Source organism: uncultured Granulicatella sp., from assembly GCF_938030755.1.
Taxonomy (GTDB): domain Bacteria; phylum Bacillota; class Bacilli; order Lactobacillales; family Aerococcaceae; genus Granulicatella.
The window spans coordinates 1-14,539 of the sequence record NZ_CALHIF010000031.1; the positions used below are offsets into that span (position 1 = coordinate 1).

Below are 14,539 nucleotides of genomic sequence, written 5' to 3' on the forward strand. Positions count from 1 at the left end.
CTTTCCACAATTCTGGTTGTTGGCGAATTTCGCGCGTTGTAATTTCTGCAGATAACGCTTCTAATTGACTAGTTGAAAATTGAAACATAATACCCTCCAAATGTTTTTTTAGTTGTTTGTGCGATAGTGTCTTACTTTGTAGAAGAATTGGTCGCTTCTGGCAACACTAATCGTATATTCGATGATGCGATTTTCATGATTTAATGTGGTTCGCATAAACCGTAAACAAGCGCTATGCGGATCCACATCCAAGACTTCCGCTTCTTCCGGCGAGAGAATGCTCGCTGAGAATTCTTCGTCGGCGTAGTGGATTTGCTGATGAAAATCATTTGCAAACACTTCATATAAAGATTGGCCTTCTAACTGCGTCTTCGTTAAGGTTTTGAAGACGTCGTATGGTAAGAAAGTTGTTTCTTTCATGAGTGGAATGCCATCTGCATACCGAATGCGTTTCAGACGAAAGAGCTTGTCACCAGCTTCGATTCCAACGAGTGGAGCGATAAATTCATCGGCTTCGTAACAATCCAGCGAAGTAATTTTCGTGGACGGGACTTTGCCGAGTTCCTTCATCTGTTCCGTGAAACTGTAGCCTTCCAGCAAGTTTTGGCGTTCTTTCCATTGCGTTGAAATGAACGTGCCTTTTCCATGACGCTTATAAATATATCCAAGCGTCTCCAATTCCTTCAACGCTGTTCGAACGGTGGTGCGACTGACATTATAGACTTTTGTAATTTCGCGCTCCGAAAGCATTTTTTCGTGTGCTTTTCCCTTGTTCTTAATGAAGTCGATCAACGCTAGACTCAGTGTTGAGTAGAGTGGAGAAGGTTTGGCTACCATATCGGTTCCTCCTTTCGTAAAAAACTCTTCTACAACTGGTCACTACCAGTTAATACCATTGTAAGTTTTTTTAGCGCTTTCGTCAATAGAATTGGAGGGAAAAGAATGATAGTCTCCAGAAAAAAATGAAAGCAAATCCCAAAAATTACTTATAAGTGATTTTTGCAAAGGAGTAAAAAAGAGAGAATAATCATCGTTATTCTCTCCCATATTATTAGAGACTAAGCTCCTAAATGACTATTTAATACCTCTTCAAGTTGATCAACAGTTCTAGCTCCTAATAAAGCTTCTTTTACATCGGCTTTCATTAACATACGAGCTACGGTTGCTAGTAGTTTAAGATGGCTTGTTCCAGCTTCTCCGTCAGGAATTAGTAGACTAAAGATGAATAAAGTAGGTTTTCCATCCATACTATTCCAATCAATTCCTTCATTAAGTCGAACAATGACGATTTTTGGAGCTGTGATGGCACTTGATTTTGCATGTGGAATCGCAAATCCGTCCATCATCCCTGTTGTCCCTTGTTGTTCACGTTCCACAAGTCCGTTATACACTGCATTTTCGTCTGCTGAAACGTCTAGTACTACAGCTTTTTGTGCTATGAAGTGAAACACTTCTTCTTGAGAAGCAAGGTTTTCATTTAAGAAAATAGATTCTTTACTAATTAACATTTTCAACCTCCTAAGTTCTTTCTAAACCAATTGTCGATTATTCAGAAAGTGGTTTACGAGTTGCTCCAAGAACAACACCACCGACAACAGAGCCGATTGCAATCGCTAATACCCATAAGAATGGATGTGTAACAACTGGTAAAACTAAGAAACCACCATGAGGAGCAGGTACTTGTACGCCAAAAAGGTAAGTTAAAATTGCAGCGATTGAAGAACCTAACATCATTGAAGGCATTGCGCGGAGTGGATCTTTGGCGACGAAAGGAATAGCCCCTTCAGTAATGTGAGTTGAACCTAAGATGAAGTTTACTAAACCAGCATTACGTTCGTTTGTATCGAAACGGTTTTTGAATAATAATACTGCAACAGTTGTGATGAGTGGAGGAGCGATACATGCTGCAGAAACCCCAGCCATGAACACTGTATTTCCTTCACCAAGAAGAACGGTACCTGTAACGTAGGCCGCTTTGTTCACTGGGCCACCCATATCAAAGGCACACATACATCCAATTACAAGACCAAGAAGAATAGGGTTTGAATCTTGGAATCCCTTTAAGAAGACCATCAATGATTGGTTGATATCGGCCATTGGACTAACAATAACACTCATAAATAGTCCGGTGATTAAAACACCTAATAACGGATATAAGAAAATGGCTTTTAATCCGTCCAATGCTTTTGGTAATGCTTTAAATAATTTTTCTAAAAGAACGACTAAGTAACCTGCGAAGAAACCACCGACAATACCGCCAAGGAATCCTGCGCCGCCATTACTTGCCATTAAACCAGCAACAAAACCACTCACTAAAGCGGGGCGATTTCCGATACTTTGTGCAATGTAGGCTGCTAGAACGGGAGTCATCAAGCCCATTGCTAAGCCACCAATTTCTTTTAATTGTGCAGAAAAGGCATTGTAAGTTTCATGATTTGGATCGAATGAGTATATTCCGAATACCGCAAATGAAATCGCGATGAGCACCCCACCACCAACGACGAATGGAAGCATATGTGAAACACCATTCATCAAATGTTTGTAGATTTCACGACCAATAGAGCTCTTACCAACGTTAGAAGATTGTGGAGCTTCTGAAGCTTCAACAACTGCATCGTCAGAGTGGTATTTCACAACGCCTTCTCCGCGAAGAGCTTGTGCCACTAATTCATCGGCATTTTTAATTCCTTGTCCAACTGAAACGTCGATAATTTTTTTGTTGACGAAACGTTGTGGTTGAACGTCCTTGTCAGCAGCAATAATGACGGCTTTTGCATTTGCGATTTCTTCGGGAGTGAGTTCATTTTCAACGCCGATTTGACCATGTGTTTCAACTTTAATCGTTACTCCTGCTTTTTTAGCAGCCTGTTCAAGAGCTTCTTGTGCCATATAAGTGTGTGCAATCCCTGTCGGACACCCAGTGGCAGCGATAATATCATATTTTGTCATTGTTTTTCCTCCTTTGTGTGCTATGAAATGCGTTTGATTTGTTGCATTAATGTAGGAACGTCTGAAAAATCTGTCAATCCAGGTCTAAATGCGGTTGAACTACCTGCAGCCACAGCTTTGATTAAAGCTTGTTCATCTGATAAACCTAATAATTGGCTGCCGACAAATGTAGCTAAAAGAGTATCACCTGCACAAGCAGTATTCACAACTTCTCCTTTTGGAGCTGATACATGGATTGTTTCTGTTGGCGTGAATAGAATTGCTCCCTTTTCACCTAAGGAAACTAATACATTTTCGGCTCCTTTTTCGAGTAGTTTTTGACCACAGTCTTTAATTTCTTCAAGACTCGGATTTATCAAACTAAACCACTCAGCCAATTCTTCGTCGTTGGGTTTGATAAGATAGGGGCGGTACTTTAAAAGGTCGGGTACAAAGTCAGCAGAAGTATCAAGGATTAACTTAAACCCTCTAAGTTGAGCGGTCTTTGCAATTTTTTCATAAGTCGTATAGGTAATGCCTTCCGGATGACTGCCAGATACAAATAAAAAGTCCTCCGTATTCATATTCTCTATTATTTTGAGGAGTGCTTCTTCTTGGAGTTGGCTCACACTAGGACCTTGATTTACGAGTTTAAATTCTTCACTCGTTGACACTACTTGAGTAAATACATTGATTCGAGTAATTCCGTCTACATTAACGAACTGTGTTTGGATGCCTTCCTTATGTAGCTCGTCTTCGATGAATTGACCAGTAAAACCTGCTTTAAAACCTAACGCTGTATTGTTCATTCCAAGTTTCTTTAGGATAAAGCTAACATTTACTCCTTTCCCGTTTGGCATGTAAACAGCCTCTTGCGTTCGGTTCACTTCAGAAGGTAACATTTGCAAGGTTTTAATAAACAAATCAATGGCTAGATTCATCGTACAAGTATAAATCATCATTTCACCTCCCATTATGATTTTTTGTTATACTTATTATTACATACAGCATACTGTAAATGTTTTCTAAAATGAGGTTAACATTTGTAAAACTTTACAAAATGGAGGAGTTCACATGTTCAACACGAGAGGCTTAACAAACACGGAAAAATATCTACTTGCCTATATTGAAGAACATATAGAGGAGATGCCTTCTATTTCAATTGTAAAGTTAAGCGAACGAGCAAATGTTTCAACTGCATCGATTGTACGAACAATGAGAAAGCTCGGATATGACGGATTTACGAGTTTTAAACATGATTTGAAAAAGCAATATCGGTTTGCAAATGAAAATTTATCAACTTTCAAAAGTTTGGAGGTTGTGGATCAAAAGATTCAAGCTGTTGTAGTGAAAAATGAGCAAGAGGTCCGACGAACGATTGAGCAATTGGATAGCAGAGCCATAGAAGATGCTGTTCAAGCAATCTTTGGAGCACAACGTGTCTACTTATTTTCTAGGGGACTGAGTGAAATGATTGCCAGTGAAATGGAGATAAAATTTCATTTATTGGAACGGACATGCGAACAATATGTAGACCCAAATATTATAAAGACGATTAGCCATCGATTAAATGCGCAAGATGTGGCAATTATTATATCCCTGAATGGACATACAGAAGAATTAGTCGAAGCGGCCAAAGTTTGTCAACAAAATGAAGTTCCCATCATTTTAATAACGGCTAACAGTGCGAGTCCTCTGGCAAGATTAAGTGATATTACTTTTGTTGGATATAAATCAGAAAGTTCGTACTTCCCAGATTATGAAGTTCGTTCTCGGTTACCACTACAAGTGATTAGTCGAATATTGCTAGATGCTTATGCCATAAGGGTTGCCGGCCAAAAATAATTTACATTAAAGACGGATACTGATAGGATAGAAAGATAAAGAAAGGAGCTCCAACATGGAAAGTAATAAAGTACAAAATTATAAGAGTTGTTTTGATATTATTGGTCCAATTATGGTGGGCCCTTCTTCTTCACATACTGCGGGAGCGATTGCGATTGGAGCTCTAGCTAGACAATTATTCGGCGGAACGCCAAAAAGCGTGCGCTGTGACTATTATGAGTCATTTGCAGAAACCCATAAGGGACATGGGACAGATTTTGCAATTATTAGTGGAATCTTGGGCTTTTCAACAGATGATGAGCGAGTACCGAGAGCGGTGGAAATCGCTAAAGACGAAGGAGTCCAAATCGAGTTTGTCGAGCGCAAAGAAATGAGTCCAGTCAATCATGCGAATACGGCAGATTTAACCTTGAGCGACGAGAAACGTACGATTCGCCTCATTGGGACTTCTGTTGGTGGCGGAGCGGTAGAAGTAAAAGTTATCGAGGTCGATGGCTTTAAGATGGAACTTTCTGGCCCCCTTCCAATATTGCTCGAAGTGGTGTCCCTTGGTGAAATGCCAAAAGTATACCAACTATTACAAGAGCATGGGGTGACTATTTCGAAACAAAGAGTAGAAATGGCTGAAAATCGCCAAATGATTGGATATGAATTAGCGGATTTATTATCACCAGAATTAAAACAACAAATACAAACATTAAGACAAACGCATACGATTTATCTGTTTGCGTAATGAGTTGATGAGGAAGGAAGTTTGCAATGTTTTCAACCATTAAAGAATTGGTAGCATTAGCAACAGAAAAAAAGAAACCCATTTCTGAAATTATGATTGAACAAGAAATGGAAATGACCCAGCAAAGTCGTGAATATATCTGGGAAAAAATGGAAAAAAACTTACAAACGATGAAGAATGCCGTCGAAAGAAGCGTGGAAGGCGAAGGGGTATTTTCTCCAACAGGGCTGACCGGTGGCGATGCGTTGAAGATGAAAAAATATCGTGAACGTGGAAAGACATTATCGGGCGATAGTGTTCTAGCGGGTGTGCAATATGCGCTAGGAACAAATGAAGTCAATGCCGCAATGGGGTTGGTCTGCGCGACACCTACCGCTGGAGCCAGTGGAACTTTGCCAGGAGTTGTGTTTTCCATTGCAGATACAATGAACTTAAACCATGAACAGCAAGTGCGTTTTCTCTTTACATCGGCAGCCTTTGGGATGGTCGTTGCCAATAACGCAATGATTTCTGGAGCGATGGGCGGATGCCAAGCGGAAGTTGGAAGTGCCAGTGCGATGGCCGCAGCTGCAGCCGTTGAAGCGGCAGGAGGAACACCGCAAGAGAGTTCAGAGGCCTTTGCGACAGCACTTGGGAATTTATTAGGACTTGTATGTGACCCTGTAGCGGGACTGGTAGAAGTGCCCTGCGTGAAGCGAAATGCTATTGGGGCGGGGAATGCGTTGATTGCTGCGGATATGGCGCTTGCGGGGATCACAAATGTGATTCCAGCGGATGAAACCATTGAAGCGATGCGCAGTATCGGGGTCAGAATGCCACGAGAATTGCGTGAAACCGGAATTGGCGGAACAGCAGGAACTAGAACGGGCGTTGCTATTAAGATGAGAATTTTCGGAGAAGATGTTTCATTGAACCCGGAACAAGAGTAGGAGGAGCACATATGGCAAAAGAAATTGCAACATTTGCAGGAGGTTGTTTCTGGTGCATGGTGAAACCATTTGATAGCCAACCAGGAATTGAGTCTGTAATCTCAGGATACACAGGCGGCCACAAAGAAAATCCAACATACAAGGAAGTTTGTAGCGGAACAACAGGACATACAGAGGCTGTACAAATCACGTTTGATCCAGAAGTGTTTCCATACGAAAAGCTCGTAGAAGTCTACTGGCAACAAACGGACCCAACGGATGCAATGGGACAATTCGTGGACCGTGGAGATTCATATAGACCGGTGATTTTCTATCATTCCGAGGAACAAAGAAAAATTGCGGAGGCTTCTAAAGCGGCCTTACAAGCAAGTGGTCGATTCAAAAAAGATATCGTGACAAAAATTGAACCTGCAAGTACGTTCTATCCTGCAGAAGAATATCACCAAGATTTCTACAAGAAGGATCCAGAACATTACAAACGTTACCGCGGACTATCAGGTCGTGACACTTTTATCGATAGTATTTGGAAATAAGAAAAAGAACTAAAATTATCATATATGATAATTTTAGTTCTTTTATTATTTATTCTACTTCGGATTTAAACCGTAAAAACGATATAGTATATAAGCTATATCGTTTAAAAGCTATAAGGCAAAAAAGACCATATATGGTCTTTTTTGCCTTCCGTATTCTTAAATGTTTGCTAAGTAAGTGGTTAAACGGGCAACGACTTCTTTTAAGTTTTCCATTGAAGCAGCGTAACTGAAACGAACATAGCTTTCGCCACCAGGTCCGAAAGATACCCCTGGAATGAGCGCTACTTTTGCTTTTGGAGCAAGATCGCGAACGAATGCCCATGAGTCAGTTCCGCATTTTGCAGGAATTTTCGCGAATAGGTAGAATGCACCGTCAGGACTTGCCACTTCGAAGCTAAGTTTCTTTAACTCACAAGCTAGGTAGTCACGACGCTCGCTATATTCAACCATCATTTTTGCGCAGTCGTCTTGGCCGTGTAACATCGCCGCAAGCGCTCCGTATTGCGCAAAGCTTGTTGGAGCTGTCACCATGTATTGGTGAGTTTTTACGACTTCGTTCATGAAGTGTGTTGGTCCTAAGATGAATCCGATACGCCATCCTGTCATTGCGTGTGATTTTGATAAACCAGTGATGACAATGGTTTGTTCAGGCAAAATATTTGCAAGAGAGTAGTGCGTCTTGTCGTATGTTAATTCTGCGTATACTTCATCGCAAAGTGCCCATAGTTGGTGCTCTTTAATGACTTTGGCTAAGTCTTCTAATTGTTCTTTAGAATAAGTAACGCCTGTTGGGTTACTTGGGTATACCAGAACAACTGCTTTGAAGTTTTTATTTGGGTTTGCTTCGATGGTTTCGCGTAATTTGTCAGCCGTTAACACGAAGCCGTCTTCACTTGTATCCACTGTAATGAAGTTCCCTTGGTTCACCAATGTGATTGGCAAGTATAGCGGGAAGACTGGTGTTGGCACGATAACGGTATCACCAGGGTTTAAGATGGCTTGTAAGCTTGCGTTAATCCCTTCAGTTGCCCCAATCGTTGTGATGACTTGGTCAGCGGTGTAATTAAAGTTAAATTTCTTGTTGTAATATTCTGCCGCTGCTTTACGTAATTCAGGAATCCCTGAGTTGGGTGTGTAGTGAGAGTGGTTGTCTTTAATCGCTTGAATAGCCGCTTCTTTAATGTGTTCAGGTGTGTCAAAGTTTGGCTCTCCAAGAGTTAATTTGATAATGCCAGGAATTGTTGATACTTCTGCGTCGAATTGACGAATATCAGAAACTGCAATCCCTTCTACGATTTTGTTAAATGGATGTTCTACGGTCATAGGGATCCTCCTTTAAATTCATAGTTTGATTGTAGCTTGTTTTGTAAAGGAGTGCAATGACAAGTATAAAATTTAAAAATGAAAACACAACTCAATCAGAAAAAATCTAATATTGGCTTTCTGCCTATGAATTCTAAGTAAAATAGTGTATAATCTCTTTGAGAATATCGGTTAGCAGTCAAAGTGCGAGCCACCCTAGAGGACGAAGGGGTGGAGTATGCACTTTTTTTGTGCAATGAAACGGAAGTGAGGGATAGTATGCAGACAGAATTTGATACCATTGCGGCGATTTCAACGGCGCCTGGCGAAGGGGCTATCGGGATTGTTCGTATCAGTGGAGACGATGCGATTCGCATTGCCGATGAAGTGTATCGATTGAAAGGGAAACGATTGAAAGAACAACCAAGTCATACGATTCATTATGGGCATATCGTGGATCCAAAGAACGATGAAGTCATTGATGAAGTAATGGTGACAGTGCTCCGTGCGCCAAAGACGTTTACTCGTGAAGATGTTGTGGAAATCAACTGTCACGGTGGGATTGTGGCGATTAACCGCATCTTGCAACTGGTTCTTCGCATGGGAGCACGCCTGGCGGAGCCGGGTGAATTTACAAAACGTGCCTTCTTGAATGGACGTATCGACTTGTCGCAAGCAGAAGCCGTGATGGATTTGATTCGTGCTAAAACGGATAAATCGATGCAAATGGCGATGCGCCAACTCGACGGAGAACTCTCGAAGTTAATTCAGAATTTACGACAAGAAATCTTAAATACTTTAGCGCAAGTGGAAGTGAATATCGACTACCCAGAATACGATGACGTGGAAGAAATGACCTTGCAACTGTTGCGCGAGAAGACGCAGCAAGTTTCACAAGGGATTCGCGCATTGCTAAACACGGCAAGCCAAGGAAAAATCTTGCGTGACGGATTGAAGACAGCCATTGTTGGACGTCCAAACGTAGGGAAATCGAGTCTATTGAACGTGTTATTACGCGAAGAAAAAGCCATCGTAACGGATATCGCTGGAACGACTCGTGACACAATCGAAGAGTACGTGAATGTTCGAGGTGTGCCGCTCCAGCTGATTGATACGGCAGGAATTCGTGAAACGGATGACGTTGTTGAACGTATTGGGGTGGAACGAAGCCGTAAAGCGTTAAATGAAGCGGATTTCGTGCTCTTGATTTTAAACCAAAGCGAAGAGTTGATGGATGAAGACCTCCGCTTATTAGAACAAACGAAAGACTTCAAACGCATTATTTTATTAAACAAGACAGATCTGCCTACGAAAATTGACATGAACAAGGTGAAAGAATTCGCGACAGACAGCGAGATTGTCACAACGTCCATGCTCAAAAAAGAAGGTATCGACCAGTTGGAAGAAAAGATTGCCGATTACTTCTTCCAAGGGCAAATGAACGAGCGCGACGCTACGTACTTATCGAATACGCGTCACATTGCGCTTCTTGAAAAAGCAGAACAAGCATTGCAAGAAGTGGCGAACGGTGTCGACATGGGCATGCCTGTTGATTTAATCCAAATCGATTTTACCCGCGCTTGGGATCTCTTAGGGGAAATCACAGGCGACACTGTTCAAGACGAGCTGTTAACACAATTGTTCAGCCAGTTCTGCTTGGGTAAATAAGAGCTAAAACAAAAGAAATAGAGAGTCGACGGTTTACTGTAAGAAATTGAGACAGAGTACGAATAATAAGAGATGAGAGCATGCAGAATTTTAATTGTAGGCTCTCGTGAAAGAGTAATAACGGAAATTCTTACGGATTCTATAGGAATCCTTCACAGTGCGAAGGATTCGTAATGGCGTTTGTAATCGATGCGAATTAGATTCTCTTAAAATTGATTTTTAGAGAATCTTTGAGGCTCGATAGGTAGGAAGACTGTAGGCTTCCACCGGTACAGCCATTATCGCTACTATGAAGATATCCGTAAAGAATTGAAGTTATAACTCTTTCAACGAAAGGTACAAGGAGGAAATGCTGATGACGAAGCTAGCAACCATTTGTTATTTGGACAATGGAAAAGAATTTTTACTGTTATTACGCAACAAGAAGCCAAACGATGTTCATGAGGGCAAGTACATTGGCGTTGGTGGTAAGCTCGAAGCAGCAGAAACTCCGGAAGAATGTGCCGTGCGTGAGATTTTTGAAGAAACAGGACTGACGGCTACGAAGATGGAGATGAAAGGAATCATCACCTTTCCCGAATTCACCCCTGGGCATGATTGGTATACGTATGTTTTTCGTGTGACGGAGTTTTCAGGAGAGTTGATTGATTCGCCAGAAGGGACATTGGAATGGGTTCCGTATGATGAAATCCTAAGTAAACCTTCTTGGGAAGGGGACCGCATTTTCCTAGAGTGGATTTTAGGACAGAAGCCGTTCTTTTCTGCGAAGTTTAATTATGAAGCAGGCGAATATGTTAGTCACAAAGTAGAATTTTATGGAGAAAGAAAGTAAAGGAGAGACTATGGTAACAACTTACGAAGCTGGAAATTATGATGTCGTTGTCGTCGGAGCTGGGCATGCCGGAAGTGAAGCGGCGCTAGCAAGTGCACGTATGGGCGCAAAAACATTATTACTTACAATGAATTTAGAAATGGTGGCCTTTATGCCATGTAACCCATCTGTAGGCGGACCTGCCAAAGGGGTTGTCGTGCGTGAAATCGACGCTCTTGGGGGCGAAATGGGTCGCAACATCGATAAGACGTATATTCAAATGCGTATGCTGAATACTGGGAAAGGTCCTGCCGTTCGTGCCTTACGTGCGCAAGCGGATAAGCATTTATACGCGCAAGAAATGAAGAAGACAATCGAGAAGCAAGAGAACTTGGATTTACGCCAAGGAATTGCGGAAGAATTGATTGTTGAAGATGGCGTATGTAAAGGGGTTATCACGAATACGGGTGCCATCTATCGTTCAAAAGCGGTAGTCTTAACGGCCGGAACTTCTTCTCGTGGTCAAATTATTATCGGTGAATTGAAATATTCATCGGGTGCCAATAACTCACAACCATCGATTAAATTATCAGAGAACTTACTCGAATTAGGCTTTGAATTGGCGCGTTTCAAAACAGGAACTCCGCCACGTATCAAAGGTTCATCCATTGATTATAGTAAAACAGAAATTCAACCAGGGGATGACACGCCAAACTTATTTAGTTTTACATCCAAAGACGAAGACTACCGTTATGACCAAATTCCTTGCTGGTTAACGTATACGAATGAAGGCACGCATGAAACGATTCGTGAGAACTTACACCGTGCACCGATGTTTACAGGGATTGTAGAAGGGGTCGGCGCGCGTTACTGTCCATCGATTGAAGATAAAATCGTTCGTTTCAGCGACAAGCCTCGTCACCAAATTTTCCTAGAGCCAGAAGGGGAAAATACGGAAGAAGTCTACATTCAAGGGTTATCGACTTCTCTTCCAGAAGACGTGCAAATCAAGATGATTCGTAGCGTGGAAGGGTTGGAAAATGCGGAGATGATGCGTACAGGTTACGCCATCGAGTACGATGTGGTCGTGCCGCACCAATTGAAAAATACCTTTGAAACAAAACTTGTCCAAAACTTATTCACTGCTGGACAAATGAACGGTACGAGTGGATATGAAGAAGCAGCGGGGCAAGGGCTCTACGCTGGGATTAATGCCGTGCGTAAGATTCGCGGAGAAGAGCCATTTATTCTTGGCCGAAGCGATGCGTATATCGGCGTATTGGTGGATGACTTGGTCACAAAAGGAACGACAGAACCTTACCGTCTATTGACCTCTCGTGCGGAATATCGTCTCTTACTTCGTCATGACAATGCTGATTTACGTTTAACAGAAAAAGGACGCGAGCTTGGATTGATTAACGATGAACGTTATGCCGAGTTCCAAGCAAAACAAGAAGCGATTGAAGCCGAAATCAAACGTATGCAATCGATTCGCTTGAAGCCAACTGCTGAATTACAAGCGTTCTTGGCCGAAAAAGGATCTGCAGAATTGAAAGACGGCATCCTTCTCAGTGACTTGTTGAAACGTCCAGAATTAAGCTATGACGAATTAGTAGGCTTTGCCGGTGAAACGGTGGAAGTCTCTCGTGAAGTGAAAGAACAAGTAGAAATATCAATTAAATACGAAGGCTATATTGCCAAAGCGATTGAAAAAGTGGAGAAATTAAAACGTATGGAAGCCAAACGTATTCCAGCTAATATTGACTATGATGCGATTAACGGTCTTGCGACAGAAGCGCGTCAACGTTTGAAATTAATTCAACCAGAAACAATTGCGCAAGCGAGCCGTATTAGTGGGGTGAACCCAGCCGACGTATCGATCTTGATGGTCTATATCGAACAAGGCAAGATTGCTAAAGTGCAAGAATAAGGAGGCGCGTATGAAACCAGAAGAATTTTATCAAAGACTCCAAGAAGTGCATGGGATTACATTATCAGATGTGCAAAAGAAGCAGTTCAACCAATATTTCCATCTATTAGTGGAATGGAATGAAAAGATGAATTTGACGGCGATTACGGATGAAGAGGGCGTGTATTTGAAGCATTTCTATGATTCATTGGCGCTTGGATTCCATCACGAATTGACGGATCAAACGCTTTGCGACGTGGGTGCGGGTGCAGGATTTCCAAGTATTCCGCTAAAAATCGTCTTCCCAAACTTGAAAGTAACGATTGTGGATTCGTTGAATAAACGCATTACCTTCTTGAATACACTAGTGGAGACGCTTGGGCTAAAAGACGTGCAGTGTTTTCATGACCGCGCTGAAACCTTTGGGCAAAATAAGGCTTTCCGTGCATTGTTTGATGTGGTGACTGCTCGTGCCGTTGCCAAACTCAGCGTATTGAGCGAATTTTGTATGCCACTCGTGAAAAAGCAGGGCTATTTCCTCGCATTAAAAGCAGCGCATACGGAAGTGGAGTTGGAAGAAGCGAAAAAAGCCATCGCGATTCTTGGCGGGAAAGTGGAAGGGGATGTCTCTTTCGACTTGCCATATGAAGGCGGAAACCGTCATGTGATTACGATTTTAAAGACGAAGGAAACTCCGAATAAGTATCCAAGAAAACCGGGACTTCCATTGAAGAAGCCGTTATAGCCAAAGTATTCAAACTGGAGCCAAAAGGGGCGGGCCTAACGCTTGTAAACTCATTGCAATTCAAACTCGAAAACCTAGGATTGAAAAAAGAAGATACCATCGATTTAACAAAGATGGATTGGAAAGAACTTAAATAAACAAAATGACTGCTAACGTATGAGGTTAGCAGTTTTTTATATTCTGCAAAAGTGAAAAAATATCTCATAACCTTGATTTAAAAAAAGATTGTGATAAAATTAATTTGAAGGAAATAAATGTTAGCATTGTGGTTTATTAAATTGATAGGAGATGAAAATTATGAAAAAAATTATACTAATGCTAAATTGTTTTATTCTTTTATTTTTATTGAGTAGCAAGTCAACAGTTGAAGGTACAGAGTTGAAACAAACGTTTACAGCAGAAAATTTAGAAACTAACCTTGTTCCTTTTAGAGTGTGGCCAGGAAGACCTGGAGGAAACGGAGACGGTTCTGAAGAGTGGTTAGTTGGGAATTATGGTGAAGAAAATGGTCCTTATAGATATATAGGAAGCACTTCAGGTAATGTAAGTGTATTGAATTCTAGTAGAAATAATGTAGTTTCAGTAGTATTTTTTATTTTAGGTAATGCAGGAGGAAAACTTATTAGTTGGGCAACATTGTTTGCTGGAATGATTGCGCCAGGAGAATTTGCAGGAACAGTTTATACAGCAGAAAGTTATGTTTCCGGAAGAAGTATGAAGACAATCATTACAACATACTATTTACCGAATTACACATATTACTGTGCGCAATATACTATCTATAATAAATGGTGAAAAATAGAAAGAGATGAAAGAATATGTTCCTAAAAAAACTATGGCGATATCTCTGGGAGGATTTACCATCTAGAACAGTTTGGCAACCTTTAATGATACAATTCTGTTTAGAAATGGGACTATTCTTTTCAGGAGTTTTTTCTAAGGATATGCAAGCGCAATATTGGATAGTAACATTTGCTTTAGTTAAACTTGCTAAATTATATTCGAATAAACCAGTTACTAGAATGTTTTTTTATACGGAGTATTTCGGAATCTTTTGGTTTTTAAATAGACAATAATGACAAAAAGCTTTCTGCCTCAGATTAGTTGAGGTAGAAAGCTTTTTTATTAGAAAT

The 14,539-nt window shown here is 41.2% G+C and carries 14 protein-coding genes; 9 read left to right on the forward strand and 5 right to left on the reverse strand.

From position 1 onward, the window contains the following. Positions 1-108: 108 nt before the first annotated feature. The 4 genes from Q0594_RS03215 to pfkB form a co-directional block, all read right to left on the reverse strand. Entirely contained in the window at positions 109-837 is a 729-nt protein-coding gene (locus Q0594_RS03215; RefSeq protein WP_298729570.1) for a GntR family transcriptional regulator, read from the reverse strand. 221 nt (positions 838-1,058) lie between these two features. Next, positions 1,059-1,508 carry a fructose PTS transporter subunit IIA gene (locus Q0594_RS03220; protein ID WP_298729571.1) on the reverse strand — a complete coding sequence of 150 codons (450 nt, stop codon included), beginning with the start codon at positions 1,506-1,508 and terminating at the stop codon, positions 1,059-1,061. A gap of 37 nt (positions 1,509-1,545) precedes the next feature. Further along, positions 1,546-2,949: a PTS fructose transporter subunit IIBC gene (locus tag Q0594_RS03225; protein WP_298729572.1), complete on the reverse strand. Its 1,404-nt coding sequence runs from the start codon at positions 2,947-2,949 to the stop codon at positions 1,546-1,548. A 20-nt stretch (positions 2,950-2,969) separates the two neighbouring features. After that, entirely contained in the window at positions 2,970-3,890 is a 921-nt protein-coding gene (gene pfkB, locus Q0594_RS03230; RefSeq protein ID WP_298729573.1) for a 1-phosphofructokinase, read from the reverse strand. Between the two features lie 112 nt (positions 3,891-4,002). Between pfkB and Q0594_RS03235 the strand changes: the two genes are divergently transcribed. Genes Q0594_RS03235 through msrA form a run of 4 tightly spaced genes read left to right on the forward strand, consistent with a single transcriptional unit; the run spans position 4,003 to position 6,968 of the window. Next, positions 4,003-4,773, forward strand: a complete 771-nt coding sequence (locus Q0594_RS03235; RefSeq protein WP_298729574.1) for a MurR/RpiR family transcriptional regulator — start codon at positions 4,003-4,005, stop codon at positions 4,771-4,773. Between the two features lie 55 nt (positions 4,774-4,828). After that, on the forward strand, positions 4,829-5,506 hold the full coding sequence (gene sdaAB / locus Q0594_RS03240) for an L-serine ammonia-lyase, iron-sulfur-dependent subunit beta (RefSeq protein ID WP_298729575.1): 678 nt from the start codon (positions 4,829-4,831) through the stop codon (positions 5,504-5,506). 26 nt (positions 5,507-5,532) lie between these two features. Beyond that, positions 5,533-6,435 (forward strand): L-serine ammonia-lyase, iron-sulfur-dependent, subunit alpha, encoded by a 903-nt coding sequence (gene sdaAA / locus Q0594_RS03245; RefSeq protein WP_298729576.1) that lies wholly within the window; start codon positions 5,533-5,535, stop codon positions 6,433-6,435. A gap of 11 nt (positions 6,436-6,446) precedes the next feature. Then, on the forward strand, positions 6,447-6,968 hold the full coding sequence (msrA, locus tag Q0594_RS03250) for a peptide-methionine (S)-S-oxide reductase MsrA (RefSeq protein WP_048711518.1): 522 nt from the start codon (positions 6,447-6,449) through the stop codon (positions 6,966-6,968). A gap of 159 nt (positions 6,969-7,127) precedes the next feature. Here msrA and Q0594_RS03255 read toward each other — a convergent pair whose 3' ends face one another. Then, positions 7,128-8,294, reverse strand: a complete 1,167-nt coding sequence (locus Q0594_RS03255; protein ID WP_298729577.1) for an aminotransferase class I/II-fold pyridoxal phosphate-dependent enzyme — start codon at positions 8,292-8,294, stop codon at positions 7,128-7,130. A 258-nt stretch (positions 8,295-8,552) separates the two neighbouring features. On the opposite strand from Q0594_RS03255, the gene mnmE reads away from it, so the two are divergent. From mnmE to Q0594_RS03280, 5 genes are all read left to right on the forward strand, one after another. Further along, complete coding sequence (mnmE, locus tag Q0594_RS03260; protein ID WP_298729579.1) at positions 8,553-9,941, forward strand: tRNA uridine-5-carboxymethylaminomethyl(34) synthesis GTPase MnmE; 1,389 nt, start codon at positions 8,553-8,555, stop codon at positions 9,939-9,941. Positions 9,942-10,296: 355 nt separating this feature from the next. Beyond that, the gene (locus Q0594_RS03265; RefSeq protein ID WP_298729581.1) at positions 10,297-10,773 is read left to right on the forward strand and encodes an 8-oxo-dGTP diphosphatase; all 477 of its coding nucleotides are present in this window, start codon (positions 10,297-10,299) and stop codon (positions 10,771-10,773) included. 10 nt (positions 10,774-10,783) lie between these two features. Further along, positions 10,784-12,682 carry a tRNA uridine-5-carboxymethylaminomethyl(34) synthesis enzyme MnmG gene (mnmG, locus tag Q0594_RS03270; RefSeq protein WP_298729582.1) on the forward strand — a complete coding sequence of 633 codons (1,899 nt, stop codon included), beginning with the start codon at positions 10,784-10,786 and terminating at the stop codon, positions 12,680-12,682. Positions 12,683-12,692: 10 nt separating this feature from the next. Beyond that, a complete protein-coding gene (rsmG, locus tag Q0594_RS03275; RefSeq protein WP_298729583.1) occupies positions 12,693-13,406 on the forward strand; it encodes a 16S rRNA (guanine(527)-N(7))-methyltransferase RsmG in 714 nt (237 codons plus the stop codon). Positions 13,407-13,703: 297 nt separating this feature from the next. Then, positions 13,704-14,201 carry a hypothetical protein gene (locus tag Q0594_RS03280; RefSeq protein ID WP_289014447.1) on the forward strand — a complete coding sequence of 166 codons (498 nt, stop codon included), beginning with the start codon at positions 13,704-13,706 and terminating at the stop codon, positions 14,199-14,201. Positions 14,202-14,539: the final 338 nt, after the last annotated feature.